Genomic DNA, 20,400 nt, shown 5'->3' with positions numbered 1-20,400 from the left:
ATTTTGGAATTAGAGACGATCCGAATTTAACCTTTGCATAGAGCTACGGAGCACTTGCTCCACGAGCGCCACGTAGGCGTTTGCGAGCGTCACAACAGTGGCCCTGTCGTACTCCTCAAAATTTGCCGGGTGCTGCTGATCGTCCGGATCAAGATCGAACGTGGCATGCCAGTTTGACATTGTATCGACCATGACTGGTTGGAACTGATCTCCGAATTGATCCGCCATGACATCGACGATCAAGGCGCCATGTCTCAACCATGCGTGAGACCCCCGTTCCGTAGAACGTAGACAAATCTGGTGTGACCGTTTCTTGCGAGGCGTTTCGCTAATAGCAGCGTTGCGTCGCCACAGGCACCACGGGGGAAATCGGCAAAGGTGATGGGCAAACGTTCGCGTGGACAGCGCTCGATCGCCTCTCGAAGCTCAGCAGCTAACTCTCGAATTTCGCAAAGATCACTGCCGTCTGTGTCCACCTGACTAGCCTTTGCGGTGAACGCCAAGATATTGCTCGTCCTGACCAAGCAACAATTTCAACGCGTGCTATTCGTTCTAGATCGGTTGGCCCCGACGGCCTATTTGAGAGCATAACTGGGCCAGCTTGACCAAATGCCTTTCAGTCCTGCAATCTTTGGTTTAAGGGTGCGTGGGGGTTATTTTGGCGGGCATATCGATCCGGGACAGGCTTTTGGCGGACAGGCGTGCGCTCCTCGACTTGGGCACGCGAAATAGGCTCGTCCACATTCCGCTGCGGACCAAAAACATCCGCGCCATCGAGATTGTCGACGAGAAATCCGCCGAAGTCTTCCGGATCCTGGGCGAGGGAAAGCGTTTTACTTTCCTGCCGGCAGCGATCGAGGAGACCGATTCCCAATCGAAGGTCAAAGGCGAGAACTCCCCCGGCAAGGCCGCGCAGCCGGCACTCAACGACGAAAGTACCGACGGCAGCCTCCAGTCGCGTCATTCCGACAAGCGGCTGCAGACCAGGCTGTCTTCGGAGGGGCTTCAAAAGCGCCTTCTCGACATCTGGTACGACGCCCGCACTCTGGAAGAAGAGCAGGGCGTCAACATTCTCTACCTGGCGTTCGGACTATTGAAATGGTTCGAAGACGACAAGTCGGACATCGAGCGCTTTGCACCGTTGGTGCTCCTCCCAGTGCGCCTCGAGCGCAGCAGTGCTGCCGACCGGTTCCACCTCGTTTGGCGCTCGGAGCCTCCCTCTCCGAATCTGTCGCTCCAAGCGAAGATGGAGGGTGAGTTCGGGTTGAAGATCGAGGATTTCGGCGACGAGGACGACGTAGATATCGTCGCTTATTTGAATGGCGTCGCCGCGACGGTCTCGCGCAAGCCGCGATGGCAGGTCGATCCGGACGCCATGGTGCTCGGGTTCTTTTCCTTTTCGAAGTTCCTTATGTACCGCGATCTCGACCCCGAGAATTGGCCAGCGGACAGCGGATTGGATCTCAACCCTCTGATCCGAGGTCTCCTGCAGGACGGTTTCGAGTCGCCTGATCCGATCGTCGCGGACGACGGCAAGATCGACCCGGTGATCCAGCCGATTGCGATGAACCATGTGATCGACGCCGATTCGTCCCAGACCGTCGCCATCGAGGAAGTGGCGCGCGGGCGCCATCTCGTCATCAAAGGCCCCCCGGGGACGGGAAAGTCGCAAACCATCACGAACATCATCGCGGCGGCGGCAGCTCAGGGACGCACTGTGCTGTTCGTCGCGGAGAAAATGGCCGCGCTGGACGTCGTGCATCGGCGTCTGAGGGACGCTGGACTCTCATCCCTTGCGTTGGAGCTTCACTCAAGCAAAGCCAACAAGCGGGTACTTCTGGAGGAACTGAAGCGCGCGCGGAGCGCGGCAGCACCGACGCCGCGCGGAGAGGCGACCCTGGTGCAGCGGTTGACGGACAGCCGCGACGAGCTCAATCGCCACGCCGAGATGATGCATGCGTTGCACAAGCCGAGCGGTCTGACGCCATTCCAGATGCTGGGCAACCTTATTCGGACGAGGGAATCCTCCGGTGAGCCCGATCGGCCGTTGATAGATCCCGAGACTTGGTCACCGCTTGACCGTGAAAAGCGGCGTGAACTGGTTGAAGAGATAACGGAAAGGATCGCTGCGGACGGTCCACCACACCAGCATCCGTGGCGCGGCGTCGGCAGGGAGGCCCTCGACCCCTCGGAAATGGATGCGCTACGGCGGTCGTTAGAGACGGTCGCCGGCGACCTGACCAGGCTAAACACCAGCATCGAGGGCGCGTGCGGGTTGTTCGATCTTCCGCGACCGCAGACTTTCGGCGAAGTGGAGCGACTGCTGACGTTCGTGGAAGCGGCCGCCGCAATGCCGGAATGCGATCGTGAGGCCTTCCGTGATCCCATATGGGATCACGCCAACGACGTCACGGAGATAGTCGAAAAGGGCGAGCGCTTCGCGAGACTAAAGACGGCATTTGACTCTGCGTTCGTCGAGGCGGCTTGGAACGCATCGATCGGCGAGTGCCGGAGTGTCATCGCCGAAAAAGGGCGGTCGCTATTCCGCTTCTTCAGTTCGCGCTACCGGGCGCAGGTCGCGCTTCTGAGCTCTTACCTGAATGTTGAGATGCCGAAAGCGGTAGAGCAGCGTTTGCTGCTGATAGACGGATTGATTGCCGCTCAAACCGCGCGCCGATTGTTCGAGGAAGTGCAAGCCTCGGGACGAGCAGCCTTCGGCGGCGCATGGCGTAAGGAACGATCCGATTGGGCAAAGCTGCGAAACCTGAGCGCCTGGTGGGCGACGTTTCCGCAAGATGGGGTTCAGGGCGTACGCGAACGTCTGGCGCGCGTGACTTTGTCGGCGGATGACAACAGATCGCTAGAGGCGTTCAAGAACGATTTTCGGTCGGCGAGGTCCGGTGTCGACCACCTGCTTGATTTCCTGCAACTCGATGCGTCCCGTATTCCAATGAGAACCGGCACCGATCTGCCCGTGGCCAGTCTTGTCGAACTTGTGTCCGATTGGCGGAAATCGCCCGAACGCGTGACCCGCTGGATCGCATTCATGGATCGCCTTCGCCTTGCGGAGGAAAAAGGCCTCGGCGCCCTTGGTGAAGGTCTGCTCAACGGTTCGCTCGCGGGATCTTCGTTAGTAGCGACGTTCGACCGTGCTTATTTCGAAGCGATGCGCACTGTAATCTTCGCAGCCCATCCCGAACTCAGGAAATTCGACGGCGAAGTGCATGGCCGGCTGGTCGAGAGTTTCCGAAAGCTCGATCTTCAACGGATGAAGCTCGCGCGGGACCAGATCGCCTACGAGCACGCTTCGCGGTTGCCGCGAAACGCCGGGGGCATCGGTCCGTTGGGGGTTCTCAACGGAGAGATAGCCAAGAAACGCAATCATCTGCCGATCCGCCAGCTCCTGGAGCGCGCCGGTCCCGTCATCCAGCAGATCAAGCCCATCATCCTGATGAGCCCGCTATCCGTGGCGCAGTTCCTTAAGCCAGGTTCGATCTCATTCGACCTGTTGGTCGTTGACGAAGCGTCGCAAATCGAACCGGTCGACGCCCTCGGCGCCGTCGCGCGATGCCGTCAAATGGTGGTCGTTGGTGACGAGCGCCAATTGCCGCCGACCCGCTTCTTCGCCAAGTTGACTGGAAACGACGACGACCGCGATGAGGATGATGAACTCACCTTCCAGGCCAAGGATGCGGAAAGCATTTTGGACCTTTGCCTGGCAAAGGGCCTACCGCACCGGATGTTGAATTGGCACTACCGCAGTAAGCATCAATCGCTGATAGCGGTGTCGAACAAGCAATTCTACGACAACAAACTTTTCATTGTGCCGAGCCCTTACGACGCCGTTGCCGGCATGGGCCTCAAGTTCCACTATCTTCCGGATGCGCATTATGATCGGGGAAACACTCGCACGAATCCTAAGGAAGCGCGGATCGTCGCTGAGGCCGTAATCCGTCACGCCCGGGAGACGCCGGATAGAACGCTGGGCGTTGCCACCTTCTCTGTCGCGCAGCGCCAGGCCGTACAAGACGAACTGGAACTGCTGCGGAAGGAAAATCCGGATACGGAGGAGTTCTTCAGTCGCGGTACCAGCGAGCCGTTCTTCGTCAAGAACCTCGAGAACATCCAGGGCGACGAGCGGGACGTCATATTCATTTCCCTAGGCTACGGTCGGACGAAAGAGGGATTCCTCTCGATGAGCTTCGGGCCGCTCAACTCCGAGGGCGGCGAGCGTCGTCTCAACGTGTTGATCTCCAGGGCGAAGCTACGTTGCGAGGTCTTCGCATCGATCACGGGCGACGATGTGGACCTGTCGCGATCCAAGGGAAGGGGCGTTGCGGCACTCAAGATGTTCCTATCATTCGCCCAGACCGGAAAGCTCGGCATTGCGGAAGAAACCGGACGCGGCGCCGATTCGATTTTCGAGGAACAGGTTGCCGCTCGCTTGACTGCCCAGGGCTACGACGTGAAGACGCAGATCGGCACCGCTGGATTCTTCATTGACCTGGCGGTGGCTGATACCGAGAAGCCTGGTCGTTTCGTGTTGGGTATCGAATGCGACGGTGCTCAATACCACTCGTCACGCTCGGCGAGAGATAGGGATCGACTGAGGCAGTACGTTCTCGAAGCGCACGGTTGGGTGCTGCATCGTATTTGGTCGACGGATTGGTTCCTGCGCCCGGATGAAGAGACGGCCAAGGTCGTTCAGGCAATCGAAGCGGCGAAAGCTCGTTGGCGGGAAACCGACGAACGGGCCGCGGACTCCGCATCCGCCGTCCCCATCCGGTTTACGTCGCACGAGGAGGCGGAGGTCGAGGTCGTCACCGCGGTCGTCGGGCCAACCGAGAAGGCCGGAACACCGCCTTACGAAGAAGCGAAGGTCTCCGTCCGAAGGCAGGTAGATCCGCACGAGACAGCGGTTTCGGAGATGATGGAGCACGTCGTTGGCGTCGTCACCGTCGAAGGTCCCATCCACGAGTCGGAAATCGTCGTAAGGATCAGATCTGCCTGGGGTTTGGCCCGTACCGGCAACCGCATCCGCGATGCTGTAAAGGCAGCAATCAAGGCCGCGAAGCGCAAGGGCGACATCGCGGGCGGTCCGTTCTACGTCATTCCGGGTCAAACGGTAGTCGTTCGAAGTCGGGGAGATGTCGAGTCGCAGACGCTGCGCAGGCCGGAAATCCTGCCGCCTGAGGAGGTGATGGCCGCTATCATCCAGGTGGTCGAGGAAAATTTCGGAGCGGAGCGCGATCAGCTCGTACAGGCGGTGGCGCGACTCTTCGGATTCGGATCCACCAGCTCCCAACTGCGCGAAGTGGTGGAGGAGGCGCTCGCGGAGCTTCTAGAAACGGGAAGTCTCCGATTGGACGGTCCGCTCGTGACGCGAGCGGAGCCGGAACCGCTCATGACTTGAAGCCGGGGCTGCCGGCGCCCTGGCTTTGGTTACTACTGGCGCGGACGTAACGCACTCTTCATGTGGGAAGAGGTCGCGACCTCGAATGGCCGCGTTCAGCTCCGCGAATAACCCAGCTTCTTCTCCACATCAGCAATCGACACCTTTGATGAGGTGCACGGCGGAGTGCTCATGGAAACGTCGCTCGTTGGGACGATAATGCAGGCCTGCGAGTTTACTTCTCACTTTCCGAATAATTGGATCTCGTTCGAAGCTCAAATAAGCCGAGCCGAAACTCGTCAACCTCATCTGGGATCGCACTCATTCTGACAAGCGTGAAGGCCGCGCTCGGGTAATTTTCCCAAACCCAAAGATCATCCGCCGTTACGGTTAACCACCCGAATCGCAGCAAGTATCGGCCGGGTTTAGTTACAAGCCCAACCTGTGCCCGCGTAACCTTGTTGATCTCGGCCATGGAAATTTTCGATTAGAGCGCCCTCAACGGCTAAGCAAGGGACTGGTTCCCTCGAAAAAGTGGCTCGCTACAGCCGGACGCGCTTCTTCATTCGGCCGCGTCCGATATTTCAAGGAGTGGAAGATCCAGGCTGGGAATCTCGGGCATTGCCTTACCGGCGATCGCCTGTAGGTCGCCGACCATTCCGACGGTCGACTCGACGACGGAAAGTATCTGCGTTTCGCGCTTCGCCCATTGGCAGATCATGAACTTGCGTTCCTTGTCGAGGTCGTCCCGCATATCGTTGAACTTCTCGATGACGGCATCGACACGCTGCTTGAATTTCGTACCCGTCAAATACTGGTAGACCTGCTCCATCTTGGTCTGCTGTCCCTGTTGGACCAAGCGCGTGTTCGATACAGCGATCAGCGCCTGCCTCAACGATACGGCGACGGGAAGCGCGCAACGGGGATGCGCAACCCAAACTCCGTCGATAAGATCGAAATACTCGACGTGCTTGGGAAGCGCATGGGAGACGATCAGTGCGACGTCGGCGCCGCAGCGGCGCTGGTCTTCGCGCAATTTGGCGAGCCAACTATCGCTCCAGTTCTTGGTGCGTTTGGTTTCCCAAAGAATGATGCCGGCCGGCTGCCCGCTGGCTTCATTCACCTGCTGCACGACATCAGCGCCGAGTTCTCCCTTGGCGACCGGTTCGATCATGTCGGTAGGAAACCTGCCGCGAAGGATCTCCTCGAGCTCCAGTTCGAACACCTCGCCTTGCGTCTGCTGGGAGCCCTGTTCGGCCTTGCGCTTGAGCTCCTCGATGGTCCGCGTCATGGATTCGATGGTGTGATCCTTTTCCGAAATCCGCAGCCTGGCGGCATCGTCGGCCTCTTGCCGAGCCTTGACGCGGACGTCCTCGACGGAGGACTGCACACGCTTCTCGACCGTAAGGTCGAGCTCCCGCTTTTCGTCATCGAGTTCGCGCTTTTTTCGCAATACGTCGGCCTGCGCCTTCTGCGCCTCGGCGAGCTTGACGTTGTTGGCCTCGAGCGTCCTGCGAAGTTCGGCGGCCTCGGTGGACTTCGCCTGGAGTTCAACGGCTGCTGCCTCCTGCGCCTTTTTGCCCTCGGCTGCAATTAACTGATTTCGCTCGACGGCGAGCCGCTGCTTTATTTGCTCTTCGACCTGATCCCGCGCCCTTGCCAGATCGTCCCGCTCCTTGAGCAGCACTTCGCTCTTGCGGGCAACCTCCGCATCCTTTTGCGCGATCTGCTCCTGAAAGCGCCGGCGATTCTCCTCCAGCAGGGGGGCTGCCAGTGATTCGGTCAGCCTTATGTCGTGACTGCAGTTGGGGCATCGAACCACCGGTTCATGCGCGTCGGATGCTGTCGCTTTGAAGGTCATGATTCTCTGGTCGTTCAATCCATGCGGCATTAGCCCCGCCATGGCCTGCTTCGCCATGTCTTCGATGCGACCTGGAAGCGATGTCCACACCTCATCGAGTTCGTCGCAGTGTCTGTCCGTTCGATGCGGATGCTGCCGCACAATCTCGCCGAGCATGTGAACATATCAAGAACAAATATTCAATGGCTTCAGCTTGGGTGCTGTTCGAGCTGAGACGTAACTCATTGATATAGAAGAAAAAAGTCGTCGTCTGTCAGCACAGGAGACTGTCTTGGCGGACCTCAATGCGCGGCGTGCGACGGGAGGACGGGAGTAAGGCGATACTCGCCCGATCAGGAGCCGCCTTTCGGTCGAAGCAATCGATCGGGAGATCTGTCATGCCCGTCCTTGGACCGGCCCAGTGCAGCATGCCCCTTCCACGCGATATTCTGGATGGCCGAAATCTCTAGCGATCTTTGACACGCCTTGACTTCGGTTGAACCTCGAACAGCTGCTCGATCCGCACTTCCAGCGTCGCCGCGAGCATTTCGAGAACTTGAAGAGTCGGGTTCGCGCGGCCGTTCTCGATCCGGCTGATGACGCCCTGCTCGACGCCAATCTCGGCGGCCAGGACGTCTTGCGTCCACCCTTTTTCCTTCCTGAGCCGCCGGACGTTCGCAGCCAGAGCTTTGGTGGCTACCGAGTCCCGCGTTGGAAATCTCTTTTCGAATCCCGACCGAGCCATGGGGGCACGGTCGGGCAATAGGTCGATTTCGGTCCATGTGATTTATCATATATTTACCGGGCGAACCATAAGTTCGGCTGGTTCTACATGGAGGATCGTCGTGAATCTGTTTAAAGTTGAGGGTACGGTGACGGCGTTGGGTCAAAACGTCTTCGACAACAACGTCATGATCTACGCCTACGTCGTGATAACCGCCGCATCGGGGCGGCGAACGATGATCGAGAAGGTCGCGGTCTGCAACGACGTCGGCGCTGTCCTCGAACTCGGGATAAGCGGACGCTTTTACGTCGACCGTTTGTTCAACGGCAACAACGTCTTCAGGTGCCAGCTCTGGGGGGTGAGAGCCGACGGGCTCGCCGTAATCGACCGCCATAACCTCCGCTTGAAGACGGGTCTCTTCAAGATCGTCTACGGGATCCTGACTATTCCAATTTTTGGCATCGGCCTGATACTGCTCTTAGGCGGTATCTGCCTCTTGGCGCTCGATTTACAGAACGATCGCCAGCAGATGTTCAAAGAGGGGGAAGGTCGGTTGCCACCGCCGCTTCCGACGGAGGCCGTGCGGATATGACGGCATCAGTATCCGCTCTCGCTGCAACGCTTTTGGTTGCCACGAGTGTTTGCGCACAGGCAGACGGCTTCATGTACACGTCGACCGCGGGCAAGATCTGCGCGGACAGATCCCGAACGAGTTTGGGCGCCTGGAGTTGCCCCGGCCCAGCGGGCCACGTGGCCGAATTCTTCGACGAAGGGAATGTTGCGGGTTTCGGTATCAGACTCCCGTATGAGCGCACAGCGCGTTCGCGTTACACTTGGCGCGGAGCGCACAAGGTCTTTGGTGATCTCATCGAGTGGCGGGTCGACAAGGGGCAACCAAGATCCGCTGTTCTGAGGATCTGGCGCACGGTCTCCGACAGCACGGGGCGCGAACGAACGGTATCGGAACTCCTCGTATTTCGGATCAGCGCGGCCACTCCCTGCAAGATTGCTGCGATCGACACAAGGCGACCAGGCGCCAACGAGGTCGCTCACACAATCATGTCACAAGAGAACAAACCGTGCGAGAGCGAGATAGAGCCAAAATAGCTAGGCCGAGCGCGTCCGTCAGGTTCGACCACGAGTTCGAACGGACGATCTGGAAATGCCTGTACCGCATAAACGGTGACCGCATCACGGTGATCGTCGACGGCGCGAGATCGATCGCCTACCTGGACGGCATGCAGCCTGAACGGCTTGCGCATTTCCTTGTGAGGGAGCTTTTGGTGGCCGCGTCGTTCAGATCCCGTTGCAAGCCAGAATGAATTCGTCCTGGTGACGCAAGGAGGGCTGGTAAACCCTTGCTCACCGCGCGACCTTGTGTTGCGGGCGACGACAACGCAGAATTCGACACTCCGGAGGTGCTTAAGTCCGTCCTTGAGGTCCGAAAGATCTCGTGCGATCGGACCCTGTCCTAGGGACCCCCCTAGGCGGACGCGTGCGCCGGCCGTGACAAGATCGTCGGTACCGAGCGGCAAGCTCATCGACCCCGTCTCGTCGTTGAACATCGCAGCCGCGGGAGCGGTGGCGCTAAGCGGTTTGAGGAGGCTACGTTGAAGCGAAGCCAGACGGTCCTGATGGCGTTGGCCTGCGGTTTCATCCTGGCATTCCCCCCGCAAGTGCATGAAATCTATCGGTCTATGGCCGAGGCGATCGCTATTGGCGTTCCGCGGGCCTGGATCGAACCAACCCTATCTTCGATTGCTCTGGTGCTGCTCTGTTGGGGACTCTTCTACTTGGACCAAATCTACGGGCCGCCAGCGACGGGTGCAGGCCCGGCAGCCGGTCCGCTGGTACCAATGGCTGTCGCTCAATTCCCCATAGTCGGCGCAGCCGTCGGCATTTTCTGGTCCAGGATCGACGATGCGGCGCTCGGTCCAGTGCGGTCGGCTCTCATGCAGGCCAGACTCGACTATCTGGTCCTCGACGGCGCCGGTACCGCCGAGCAGGTGGCACCCATCGCCGACCGCTTCGCGTCCAACATCATGCGCTTCGACGACTATCTGTTCTATTCGTCGTTTGCATTTGGTGTCCTGGCGGTCGCCTCCGGAATTCTCCTTCTCGCGATCGTGTCCCGGTACTCGCGCGGAGCGGCCATGGGCTCTGGGCGTTCGTACTTGGCGACGGCTGCGATGGTCGCGACCATGCTTCTCATCGCCGCGTTTGCAATCTCGGGCACGCGTATAGTCGTTGCTAGAGCTCTAATGCCGGTTCCGTTGCTCGCGATGGCTCTCTTTCTCGCCGGGTTCTGGCTCTCGTGGCTGGGGACGGAAGGTCGACGTCGAGGCTTTCCGATCATAATCTGCATTGTTCTGGCGGCGCTATTGTACTCGGCGTTCGATCTGAACGATGACCATCGAGTACGTACGCTTCCGAATCAAAGTCCGCCTTCGAGGACCACGGTTCGTGACCAATTTCGAACCTGGCTGGAAGCTCGTTCGGCGGACCTGAGCGCTTTCACGAGCAAAAAATACCCGATATACATTGTCGCCGCCCAAGGCGGGGGCATTTATGCCGCCTACCACGCAGCCAGCTTCTTGGCGACCGTCCAGGACGATTGCCCCAATTTCGGACGACATATTTTCGCGATCAGCGGCGTCTCGGGAGGAAGCGTCGGTGGATCGGTATTCGCCTCGCTCCTTCATCAGGCCAGCGAAGCGGGGGTAACAAACGTGATTGGGGGGCGCCCCTGCCGCAAGACTAACGATACCTCCCCGATTTTTCAGGACGCCACAGACGAGTTGTTGAGTGAAGACTACCTCACGCCGCTTCTCGGCAGCTTCCTTTTCCCCGACGCATTCCAGCAGATACTTCCGATCGCCGTCCCGCCTTTTGATCGAGCGCAATCGCTCGAGCTTGGACTCGAACAGTCCTGGCAGAAAATAATGGCGTCGAACCAATTTAGAAGTCTACGCGGTACAAACGACAAACTGACGCTTCCACTTTCGTCGTCTTTCACAAGTCTTTGGCAGCCAGCGCGGTCACCCGCCCCGGCGCTTGTTCTGAATACCACCGAGGTAAATTCTGGGCAGCGGCGTATAATCGCTCCGTTTGAATTCGAGGGTATTGAAACCTCATTCGTGCCGATCTGGAGCGATACGGAACTCGCCCGCCGCTTTCCCAAATTCGTGCCGAATATTTCGGTCAGCACGGCCGCGTTCCTCAGTTCGCGTTTCCCTTGGGTAACCCCCGCAGGATACTTCGAAGACGTAGGGCCGAAGGACAAGAAGCCGGTAAAGGTGAGAGTAGTCGACGGCGGATATTTCGAGAATTCGGGACTGGCTACCGCTCTCGATCTCCTCAGCTCTCTAGAGGCCGCCGTCGAAGCTGATCCCAAACTTCGACCTTTCCGGGAGAAGATCGAGATCAACATCATCACACTGAATTCTAAGCGCTTCGACTTGGGGTCTTTTGCCGGGTTCGGAGAATGGCTCTCGCCAATCTCCACCATGATGAGTACCAGAAACGCGCGCGCGCCTTTGGAAACATCACGGGCCGAATTGCTGGTGGCACGATCCGCAAAAGCATCGACCGGAATAGCCAAAAAGCTGTTTCGCTTCGATCTCGACGGTTTGGGATACCCGTTGCCACTGGGTTGGCGGTTGTCCCCCGTAACAAGACTATTGATTTCGAACCAATTGGGTACCCGGTCCCGCTGCGGGGCCGCGCCTTCGGCCGACGGTGAAATTTCGCCGGATTGCCTGAAAAAGGTCATCGCGGAGCAGTTGGGCGTCGAATGAACCGCCCATAGGAGAACAATACATGCTGCGTTTCCTTTCGATACTGGTTATCTCGGTCCTGTGCGCTTCGGCCTGCTTGGCACAGACGAGGGATCCACAGTCGCTTACTTGCGCGGAGCAATTGGCAGACCTCAGCAAGCAGTATGCGAAGGAGTGCGCCCCCAAATTCGGGCAGCCGCCCGCCTGCGACAAATGTCCGACGGGTTCGGCAAGCTGTGCGGCCAAGTGCAACGAATGTAAGATCATCTACCAGGAGATGAAAAAGAAGGAAGATCAATGCGGAAAATAACCGCCATGGTTCGGCGGGCGTTTGCCACTGCGATTCTCGTGGTTGCGATTTCGTGTCCGAACGGCGAGGTTGCAGCGGCAGATAAGGCGGTCGTCTCGAAAGAGAGACCCAGGGATGAGGCCCAAGACCGTCAGAGCATCGAACTCGCCAAGGCGATCATGTCCGCCGATCCCAAGTTTCGCGACCTCATCGCCGGCGCGGATCCCAACGCGGTGATTTTCATAAATTATCAGAATGAGAAATACGATCTTTCGCTTCTGACGATGGCGACGCTTTTGGGAGACAAGGAAGTCATCACGGCGTTGATTGAAGCCGGCGCTCGACGAGGCGAATCTTGCAACATCAGGCACCTCGTCCCTGTCAGCCTGGCCTTCAATACCATCCTTCCTGAGTTCACCAACCGCCGGGCCGCTCTTCCCCGCATCATGACGGGCCAGGCCGCAATGTCTTGTTTCCTGGCGGAGCCCTATCGCAAGGCGGTCAAACGGTCCGACCAGGCGTTGCTCGATGCCGTCGTCGGCGGAAGCGTCGAGAAAGTAAAGCGCGCGCTGTCCCGTGGGGCTGATCGGAACGCCAGAGAGCAGAAGCTTCCGGGAACTGTCGTCTGGCCGGGACGCACCGCTCTCATGATCGCTCTCATCGAACGCAAACCGGACATCGCGGAACTCCTGATCAAGGCTGGAGCCGATGTCAACGCGAAGGCGGCAATCGCATCGAGATGGGGCGGCGTCGATGGCATCGACGCTCTTAAGATCGCAATCAATCTGAAACAGGGACAGATCTTCAAATCTCTTCTTCAGCATGGCGCCGATGCGACCGCCCTCGATGAGGGTGGAAATTTGGCCGTGCACGAAGCAGCGGCGCGCGGCGATACGCCCTCGCTGCAGGCATTGCTCGCGAACGGTGCGCAATTGAAGGCCAAGGACGCAATTATTGCTCGAAACAAATCGGGCGAAACGCCGCTGGTCTTGGCTGTCAGATCGCATCGTCCGGAGGCTGTCGCCTACCTGGCCGGTCGCGGAAAGGAACTCTACGGCAGTGACTTCCTCGAGTACTGGGGCAATGGCGCGATCGACGAGGCACTCACCTTGCGCTTCGTCGCCAGTGACGATGCTTCCGAGAAAGACAGGGTGACGCGCAAAGCCGGCGAGATTCTACAGATCCTTCTCAAGAACGGTGCGGACTCGTCTTTCATGGGAGAGAATGGCAGGACAATCCTGATGCGCGCCATCGAGACCGGATTCGACCTGGGCGTGATCCAATCGGTGCTCGACGGCAAACCGCAACTCAACGTCCTCGATCGTGACGGAAAGGACGCCTATTCCTTCATCCAGAGCCGCGACGATGGGAAAGAGTTGAAGTCGCTACTCGATCGAGCGCGCGGGAGCAATCGCTGATGAATCAGCAGGCCGAACAGTAGTTTTGCCCATTTATTTGCATCCAGCAGCCCGAGCGGTTGTTGGTGTCCGTACATTGACCGCAGCACCGCGGCGAGCGGTTCTGAGCGAATCGCAAGGACTTTGCATCGGGGCTGGAGGTTTTCTCACACATAGCCAACGGCGCCTTCGAGGAAAGCTCGACGGCCTGCACGGTGGAGGTAGAGAGCAATACGATGAATAGCAGGGATGCGTACCTCATGTTCCGCTCCTAAAGAAAGATTGGCTGTAACTTGGAAGTTTTGAACTTTGAGCCGCGGGCCACTGCCCGACAACTAGGGATTTCCCTTGGTGACAGCGCGCCACGAGGCATTGGGTGCAAATGCTATTGGAGCAATCAATTTGGTGATCTATGACAGTAAAACTGCCGCCGCTGATCGCGGTAAGAATCGGAGGTTCGACCTGCACGATACTGGGGAGGCGGTCGGGCTCAGCGAATCGATTGCCAAACAGTGCAATCTTCCAGGAGAGGAGCGAAAGTCCCAGTGCTGCGGCTTGGTTAAAAATCCGGCGATCGCGAATAAATTTTGTGGAACAACGACGGTGCGAAATTAGACGATCGAGCACTATTTTGACGGGCGCCGACATCCCAGCGGTCGCGATCACTTAATCAGGACGGAAATGGATATTCACTTCTTTCTTCCTCAAGGTCCACAGCCAACCGAAATGGAAGGACTGGACGAGTTGCGCAGAGCTCTTCCGCGGCAATGGAAAGGGTTCGCCAACTTCGTTATGCGTCAACGCGGTCGACGAGGGCAGGATCGAGAAATCGATCTGGTCATCATCGCTGCAGACAGAATTATACTGGTCGATCTGAAGCATATCCGTGGTCGCCTCGAGAATCGAGGAGGCTTCTGGCATCGTGATGTTGATAATCTTGGTCCGTCGCCAGCGCACAAGATCCGTGAAAACGCGAAGATGCTTGCCACGCTCATCAGATCCGAGGTTCATCAGCTGCCAGCCGTTCCCCCTGTGGAAAGTGTCGTCGTTCTCACCCATCCGGACTGTGATCCGGGCGGACTCGATCAGGTAGAGCGCGACAGAACCGTCAAGCTTGTCGATTTCTTGAAAGTCTCTCGTGAGCAACACTTTCGCATTTTGTTCACGACCCCGACAAGATTTGGCGAATCTGATCCGTTGCATTCCGGCCAAGGCGGATCAGCTCTCCAGAAATTCTTTCGCAATGGCAAGTTATTCGAGCCCCGGAAGACGCGGTTTCACGGGTTCGTTCCCGTCGGAGATCCGGAGTTCAAGCATTCTCTCTTTGAGGAGTTCGCCTGCCATCAACCCCAAGATCCCAACTATACGGGGTTGCTTAGATTGTGGGACTTTACAGTCGAGAGCGAGTTCCTTGTGGAAGAAGCACGTCGTCCCGTGGCGGAACGCGAACGAGCCGCGCTCGGGCACATCCGTATGCAAGATCCGGCCCTGCACGAGAACTACGTGCTGAGATCGATCCATTTCGACTCCGAATACACGCTAAGATATTCGGAGATATTCGACAGATTGCCGGATCTCGAGAGACTTAGCCGATTCCATGGCGTTCTGAAGGATCTGCCGTTCGAGCGACGGATCGAACTGGGGCGACTCTTCCTCGATCGGATAGCGAGTCTTCATCGCATTCGGGTAGCTCATCGCGACCTCGACCGACATTCCGTATGGATCGACGAACGTCGAAGCAAAGTCGTCTTGTCTGGCTTTGGCGCTGCGCATTTCCCGGAACGAAAATCGATCGGAACAACACGCTCGAAACTGCTCGCAAGCGGTTTCAGGGTGCCCGAGGACGTGGGAGAGGGCGCGGCCGGCACTCCCTTCCAGCAGGACGTCTTTCTTGCGGGAGCGCTCGTTTGGACTATTCTCTCGGGAGAGCGCCTAGAGTCGGTTGACCGCGTTCCTCTTTGGACATCGGGCAGTATGAAAGGTCTGGATGTTCCGGAGGCCTTCCGGAGTTGGTTCGACCGCTGTCTCAAGATCGATGCGCGAGAGCGCTACGAGAACGGGATCGAAGCAGCCGACGCGTTCGCCGAGCTTATTCGTAAAACGGAGAAGGCTTCACTCGAGAAGCAGCTGGATGCCTATCGACGTGATGTCGATCCAATTTCGGACTACGAGCCCACCGAATGGATTAGCAAGAAGCCATATCGGATCTACAAGGCCCAAAGGGACGGCGAGGACGTGTTCGTTAAGAGCTGGCCGGAACGAGTTCTGGGCGAACGCAGGAAATCCGCTGCTCGTCTGATCGAGTTCTTCGCCAAGGCCGACGCGCTGCGACGGGCGGACGCGAGCTGGCTTCCCAGAACCGACGTCGCGTGCCTCTGCACCGACGGCCTCCTGCTCGTCCAGGCGTGGGTCGAGGGCGAGCGCCTTTCCGAATGCAATACCTCCGATTGGACACCTGAGGCTCTTCGACGCTTCGCAGTAGGACTAGTGGACGCGGTAGACGAACTGCACGATCTCGACCTGGTGCACGGCGATCTCTCGCCGAACAACATCGTTGTGCAGTTTGACGGCGATGTGCCACGTCCGATCCTGGTCGACATCGTCGACTTCTCAACCGAGGAAGGGGGACGACGTACCCCAGCCTATTGTCCATCGGAAGATAACGACTTGCGGACACGCGACCGGTACGCGGTCGGGCAGATCGCCACGGAGCTCGCTGAAGTCTGCAGCAACGACGAGACGAAGGCGTTGTTCATGCTTGGCGTCGCCAAATGTGCTGAGGGGGCTGCTCCTTGGCTGACTTTGAAGGGTCTCAAAGAGACGATCGCATTCCGTCATCGTCCACCTCCCACCGCCAGGCTGGAACTTGAGATCGAGACGCCGAGAGCCGCTTTCGAGGGACCCATGCTGTCGGACAATGGCGTATTCCATGTCCTAAAATCAAAGAAGGCCCCGGATTCGATCGAAATCTTCGGGTTCGATCAACGCGTTACAATCGACTTCGATCCCGCCGACGGAAAGCCCTTCCACGCAATCGCAAGCAAGGTGGATATGGGCCAGGCAACTTGGGCGCAAAGTCATCGGATATTGTCGTTTGAGGGCTCCATCAGAGTGCGCCGGTCCCGTCCAACGCGGTTTTCCGGGGTCGAGGAACTTCCTGCGCTGATTGCGGCGCGCTTGACCGCGGCAGTTGTCCCTATGGAGACTGCTGCGGTAGCCGAAGCCAGGGACGCGGCCCCGGGTGTCGTTCAAACCGAGCGTCTGTCTCCCCGCAGATTTCCCGTCACGGATTTCTGGCAGGGTACCATCTTGGTTGAGGAAGAAATCAGTCCGGAATTCACGCTCGCGTCCGAGCCGCGATACGACGAAGAAGAGCGCACCTTGTACCTCGTCGCGGAGGACAATGTTCCGGACGTTGATCCGAGCGATGGGCAAGCGGTCGGCATCCAATGGAACGGCTACAAACTCGGCGATCTCGATACCGAACGGACGCAAGGAACCACTGTGGTCGTCAGGAATGTGCGTACAGCCCGCGGCCTGCACAAGGGTGACGTCCTAAAGATCCCCGACGACCTCATCAGCTTCCAGCGACGCTCGCGGGCGGTCTCGCGAATTCTCGAAGGCAAGTCGCAAATCGCCAATCTGATAAGGTATTTCGATCCAGATGGTGACATGACGCCGCAGACCTTCGGTCCCGAGGTTCGCGACGATGACCTAGAAGCGTATGGGCTGAATCCCGACCAGAACGAGGCTTTTAAACATCTTTGGAAGTACGGACCTGTCGGCCTGCTTCAGGGGCCGCCGGGAACCGGGAAGACTACGTTCATTGCCGCCTTTGTCCATTTTGCTCTGACACAGTCCAGACTGAAGAACGTCCTTGTGCTGTCCCAATCGCACGAGGCGGTGAATACCGCAGCCGAAAAGATTCTTCAGGTGGCTGCGAAGCTCGGCGGCAATATCGAGCTTCTGCGCGTCGGTCAGCATTCGAAGATTTCTCCGATGCTTCACAAGTTCCACGCCCGCGCGATTCAGGACCGCTACCGGGAACTCTTCCGCGCCGCCGTGAAGGAGCGCGTGGTGCCACCAGCGAACCGCCTCGGGCTGAACAGGGACTACATAGAACAGGCGATCGAGATCGAGAGCACACTGGGATCGCTGCTGCGTCAGATTGAGTATTGTGAGCAAGACATCGCAACCTCACGCGATCAGGATACCGTCGCTGCCGCACGCGAGAGGGTCGAACAGCTGCAGGAGGCCTGGACAGAAGCGGCAGCCGGGCATTCCATCACTTTGAACGGAGATCGCCGAGAGGCTCTTGAGGCGGCCCGCGCAGACCTGGCGGAGCGGCATTCCGTGCACGATCTGGACGCACGGCGAAGACTTTTGCGTATCCACGGTTTGGCCATGGAGTGGGGTGCTACGCTCGGAATGCGCGGCAGGAGCCTGGAAGAATTGATCGCCAGGAGCAGAAATCTCATCAGCGGAACATGCGTTGGAATCGGGCGGCAAGGTATTCAGGTCGACAAGAACGTTTTTGACTTGGTGATCATAGATGAGGCGGCGCGATGCACGCCGGGCGAACTTGCGGTCGGAATGCAATCAGGACGTCGCGTTCTATTGGTGGGAGACCACAAGCAGCTTCCGCCCCTCTATGGTCATGAGCTTATAGAAGCGCTGGGCAAACGCCTGATTTTCTCGTCGAGGAAGGACCTTCGCCGTAGCGATTTTGAGCGCGCATTTCACTCGACCTACGGCTCCGCGGTGGCCCGTACTTTGAAAAGACAATACCGGATGGCTCCGAAGATCGGGAAGCTGGTGGCCGAGACGTTCTATCCCGGTCAGGATATCAAGACGGAGCGCGGAGATCCCCCGGACTACTACCGGCTTCTGCCGCGGCCCCTGGATGACGAAATCGTCTGGATCGATACGGGATTTTCCCGCTCTACGAGGAGAGAAAGCGAATCCGGGAGCAGCTTCGTCAATAGGAGAGAGGCTACTGCCATCCTTGCTTGCCTTAAGACGATAGCCGCGTCGGCCGATTTCCTGAGAGCGGCAGAGGCCGATCTACGGGAGGACGAACCGCTCGTCGGGGTGATCTGCATGTACGCGCCGCAGGTCGGGTTGGTGGAGGAGATGATGATTACCTCCGGCTTCGCGCCGGAGTTCAGGAAACTGGTGAAGATCGGTACAGTTGACAGTTATCAGGGAAAGGAAAATAGGATCGTCATCCTCTCGCTGGTAAGAAGCAATCCCGAGCGGAGTATGGGGTTCGTTCGGACGGCAAATCGAGTCAACGTCGCACTTTCTCGCGCGATGGAACGCCTCGTGATCATCGGATCCGCCAACATGTTCGAGAAGCATGGAAATTCCCTTACATCCGTTGTTCGCAAGCTGCGGACCGCCGGTCGTATCACCGTGATCGGAAAGGACAGGCAATGATGCCGACCGTTCCGAAACATGTGGATATCGACGTCGCCACATTCGCCGTCCGGTGCCAGAAATTCAGGATTGCTGCGCTGGTTATGAAGCGAACGTCCATCCCGCTCGCGACGGAATATGCCACGCGATTGGTGCATCTCGTCCCCGGCATACGGCTGGACGACATGCTCGCATTCTTCGACTTCGATCCTCCCGAGTCCAAGATCCTCCTTCAAGATGTCCTGAGCACGGGGCTGGTCGAGGAGCGGAACGGACAGCTCTTTCTCTCCCAACGGGGCTGGAAAGCGCTCTCTCCCGTTTCGGACAAGTTGGATCTCTTCGAGATGGAGGAGATAAAAACTACCGTCGCCTTCGAACTTGCTGCGCTCACTCCCGTCGAGGAAAGTTCTCTCAACACGCGGGAGGCAAGGTTGATCGAGGAGCTCAAGCTTCCCGACCGCGAGAAGGCGGCTGCCGCCGCGGCGGCGGCCAGCGAGGCCTTCGATCTGCACTTTCAGGAGTGGAGGGGTGGCCAGTCGAGGAGCCGCTGGCTGGATGAAGATGCCCGACTGAATTCGATCGAGGACATTCAACCCGTGGCCGCCACGACAGCGGTTTTCCAGATACCGATCCGCTGGAGGCCAGCGGACGAGGCGGGAGCCTCTCCTGACTTCTCCGAGCTTTCGAGCAGAGGGCGGCCGGGTTCGAGAAATCCCTTGATCTCGGCCATCAGCGAACAGATGAAGTCTGTCGTTGCACCCGAGGACCACCAAGTTGCCTTCGATCTGCTAGATCGGATCGACGGAGGTATCCTGCGTCGCGGCGGGGTTAGGTCGTCGCTTGAGCGTCAACAATGGATCGGTGCTGCGGTGAGCGCCGATGAGCAAGCGTTGACAGGAGGTGGAGCACCCGGACTGCGCCTCGTCGGCTCAGTCGCGTCAGACAATCTACGTTCTGCTCTGCTCGATTGGACGCGGGCGACCGGAGGCACGTCGTCCACTACCAGAACTCCGGTGTTTTGGCTACCTCCTGCGGTTTCGACCTGGGGCCGCAGCATCCCGTTCGTGAATCTCGCGCGAGATCTTTCCTCGGCTCACCAAATGGATGACGGTACCGTGTTGCTCGCTAGGTCCAATGCTTCTGAAGATAACAGACGGTGGATTAAGCACTACGGTCAAGCCGGCAGGCAGCCTCCGCTGTTCGATAGGTGTTTGGCAGTGCCGTCTCGAGAGTTGCCGCTCTCTCTCGAGATCCTGCTCAAGCCAGGAAGCTGGGTAGCCGTCCTGATTCATTCGCCAGATATCGTCTCAAGCTACCCCTTTCCGTTCGGATACATTACGGCCAACCCGAAGGTCGTGGATAGCTACAGGCACTTGATTGCCGAGAGTGCCGCTAAGGCCGACGGCACCGCCGCTGTGCTCTGGACGAGACCTGACGAGGACGTGCACCGCGCACTTACATCGATCGACGTGGCGCTTGGTATTGGCGTCAACGGTAGCGATTGAGCAGGTCTCGATCCGCATCGAAGCCGCAATTGATCTATTAACAACGGTAGCCTCCCCAA

10 protein-coding genes are annotated in these 20,400 nt (G+C 58.4%); 7 read left to right on the top strand and 3 right to left on the bottom strand.

Annotated features, from left to right (window positions below):
- Positions 1-9: 9 nt before the first annotated feature.
- Entirely contained in the window at positions 10-243 is a 234-nt protein-coding gene (locus tag JQ597_RS04645; RefSeq protein ID WP_212263073.1) for a hypothetical protein, read from the bottom strand.
- Positions 244-658: 415 nt separating this feature from the next.
- Here JQ597_RS04645 and proA point away from each other — a divergent pair, with 415 nt between their 5' ends.
- Positions 659-5,413 (top strand): anti-phage protein ProA, encoded by a 4,755-nt coding sequence (gene proA / locus JQ597_RS04640; protein ID WP_212263072.1) that lies wholly within the window; start codon positions 659-661, stop codon positions 5,411-5,413.
- 541 nt (positions 5,414-5,954) lie between these two features.
- Here the strand turns inward: proA and JQ597_RS04635 are convergent.
- Together JQ597_RS04635 and JQ597_RS38440 are read right to left on the bottom strand one after the other, a co-directional pair.
- Complete coding sequence (locus JQ597_RS04635; protein ID WP_212263242.1) at positions 5,955-7,253, bottom strand: DUF2130 domain-containing protein; 1,299 nt, start codon at positions 7,251-7,253, stop codon at positions 5,955-5,957.
- 445 nt (positions 7,254-7,698) lie between these two features.
- Positions 7,699-7,977, bottom strand: coding sequence for a helix-turn-helix domain-containing protein (locus tag JQ597_RS38440; protein ID WP_502754259.1), 279 nt, complete (start codon positions 7,975-7,977; stop codon positions 7,699-7,701).
- A gap of 100 nt (positions 7,978-8,077) precedes the next feature.
- Between JQ597_RS38440 and JQ597_RS04625 the strand changes: the two genes are divergently transcribed.
- The 6 genes from JQ597_RS04625 (at position 8,078) to JQ597_RS04600 (ending at position 20,341) form a co-directional block, all read left to right on the top strand.
- Positions 8,078-8,548 carry a hypothetical protein gene (locus JQ597_RS04625; RefSeq protein WP_212263070.1) on the top strand — a complete coding sequence of 157 codons (471 nt, stop codon included), beginning with the start codon at positions 8,078-8,080 and terminating at the stop codon, positions 8,546-8,548.
- Between the two features lie 1,018 nt (positions 8,549-9,566).
- Entirely contained in the window at positions 9,567-11,753 is a 2,187-nt protein-coding gene (locus JQ597_RS04620; protein WP_212263069.1) for a hypothetical protein, read from the top strand.
- A 276-nt stretch (positions 11,754-12,029) separates the two neighbouring features.
- Entirely contained in the window at positions 12,030-13,439 is a 1,410-nt protein-coding gene (locus tag JQ597_RS04615) for an ankyrin repeat domain-containing protein (protein ID WP_212263068.1), read from the top strand.
- 330 nt (positions 13,440-13,769) lie between these two features.
- The gene (locus JQ597_RS04610) at positions 13,770-14,033 is read left to right on the top strand and encodes a hypothetical protein (protein WP_212263067.1); all 264 of its coding nucleotides are present in this window, start codon (positions 13,770-13,772) and stop codon (positions 14,031-14,033) included.
- A gap of 66 nt (positions 14,034-14,099) precedes the next feature.
- Positions 14,100-18,857, top strand: a complete 4,758-nt coding sequence (locus JQ597_RS04605; protein ID WP_212263066.1) for an AAA domain-containing protein — start codon at positions 14,100-14,102, stop codon at positions 18,855-18,857.
- Entirely contained in the window at positions 18,857-20,341 is a 1,485-nt protein-coding gene (locus tag JQ597_RS04600) for a hypothetical protein (RefSeq protein ID WP_212263065.1), read from the top strand. Before JQ597_RS04605 ends, JQ597_RS04600 begins: the two co-directional genes overlap by 1 nt.
- Positions 20,342-20,400 lie beyond the last annotated feature (59 nt).

It is taken from the genome of Bradyrhizobium sp. AUGA SZCCT0177 (assembly GCF_018130125.1).
In the GTDB taxonomy this organism is placed as follows: Bacteria; Pseudomonadota; Alphaproteobacteria; order Rhizobiales; family Xanthobacteraceae; genus Bradyrhizobium.
This window is presented reverse-complemented; position numbering and strand designations above follow the sequence as displayed.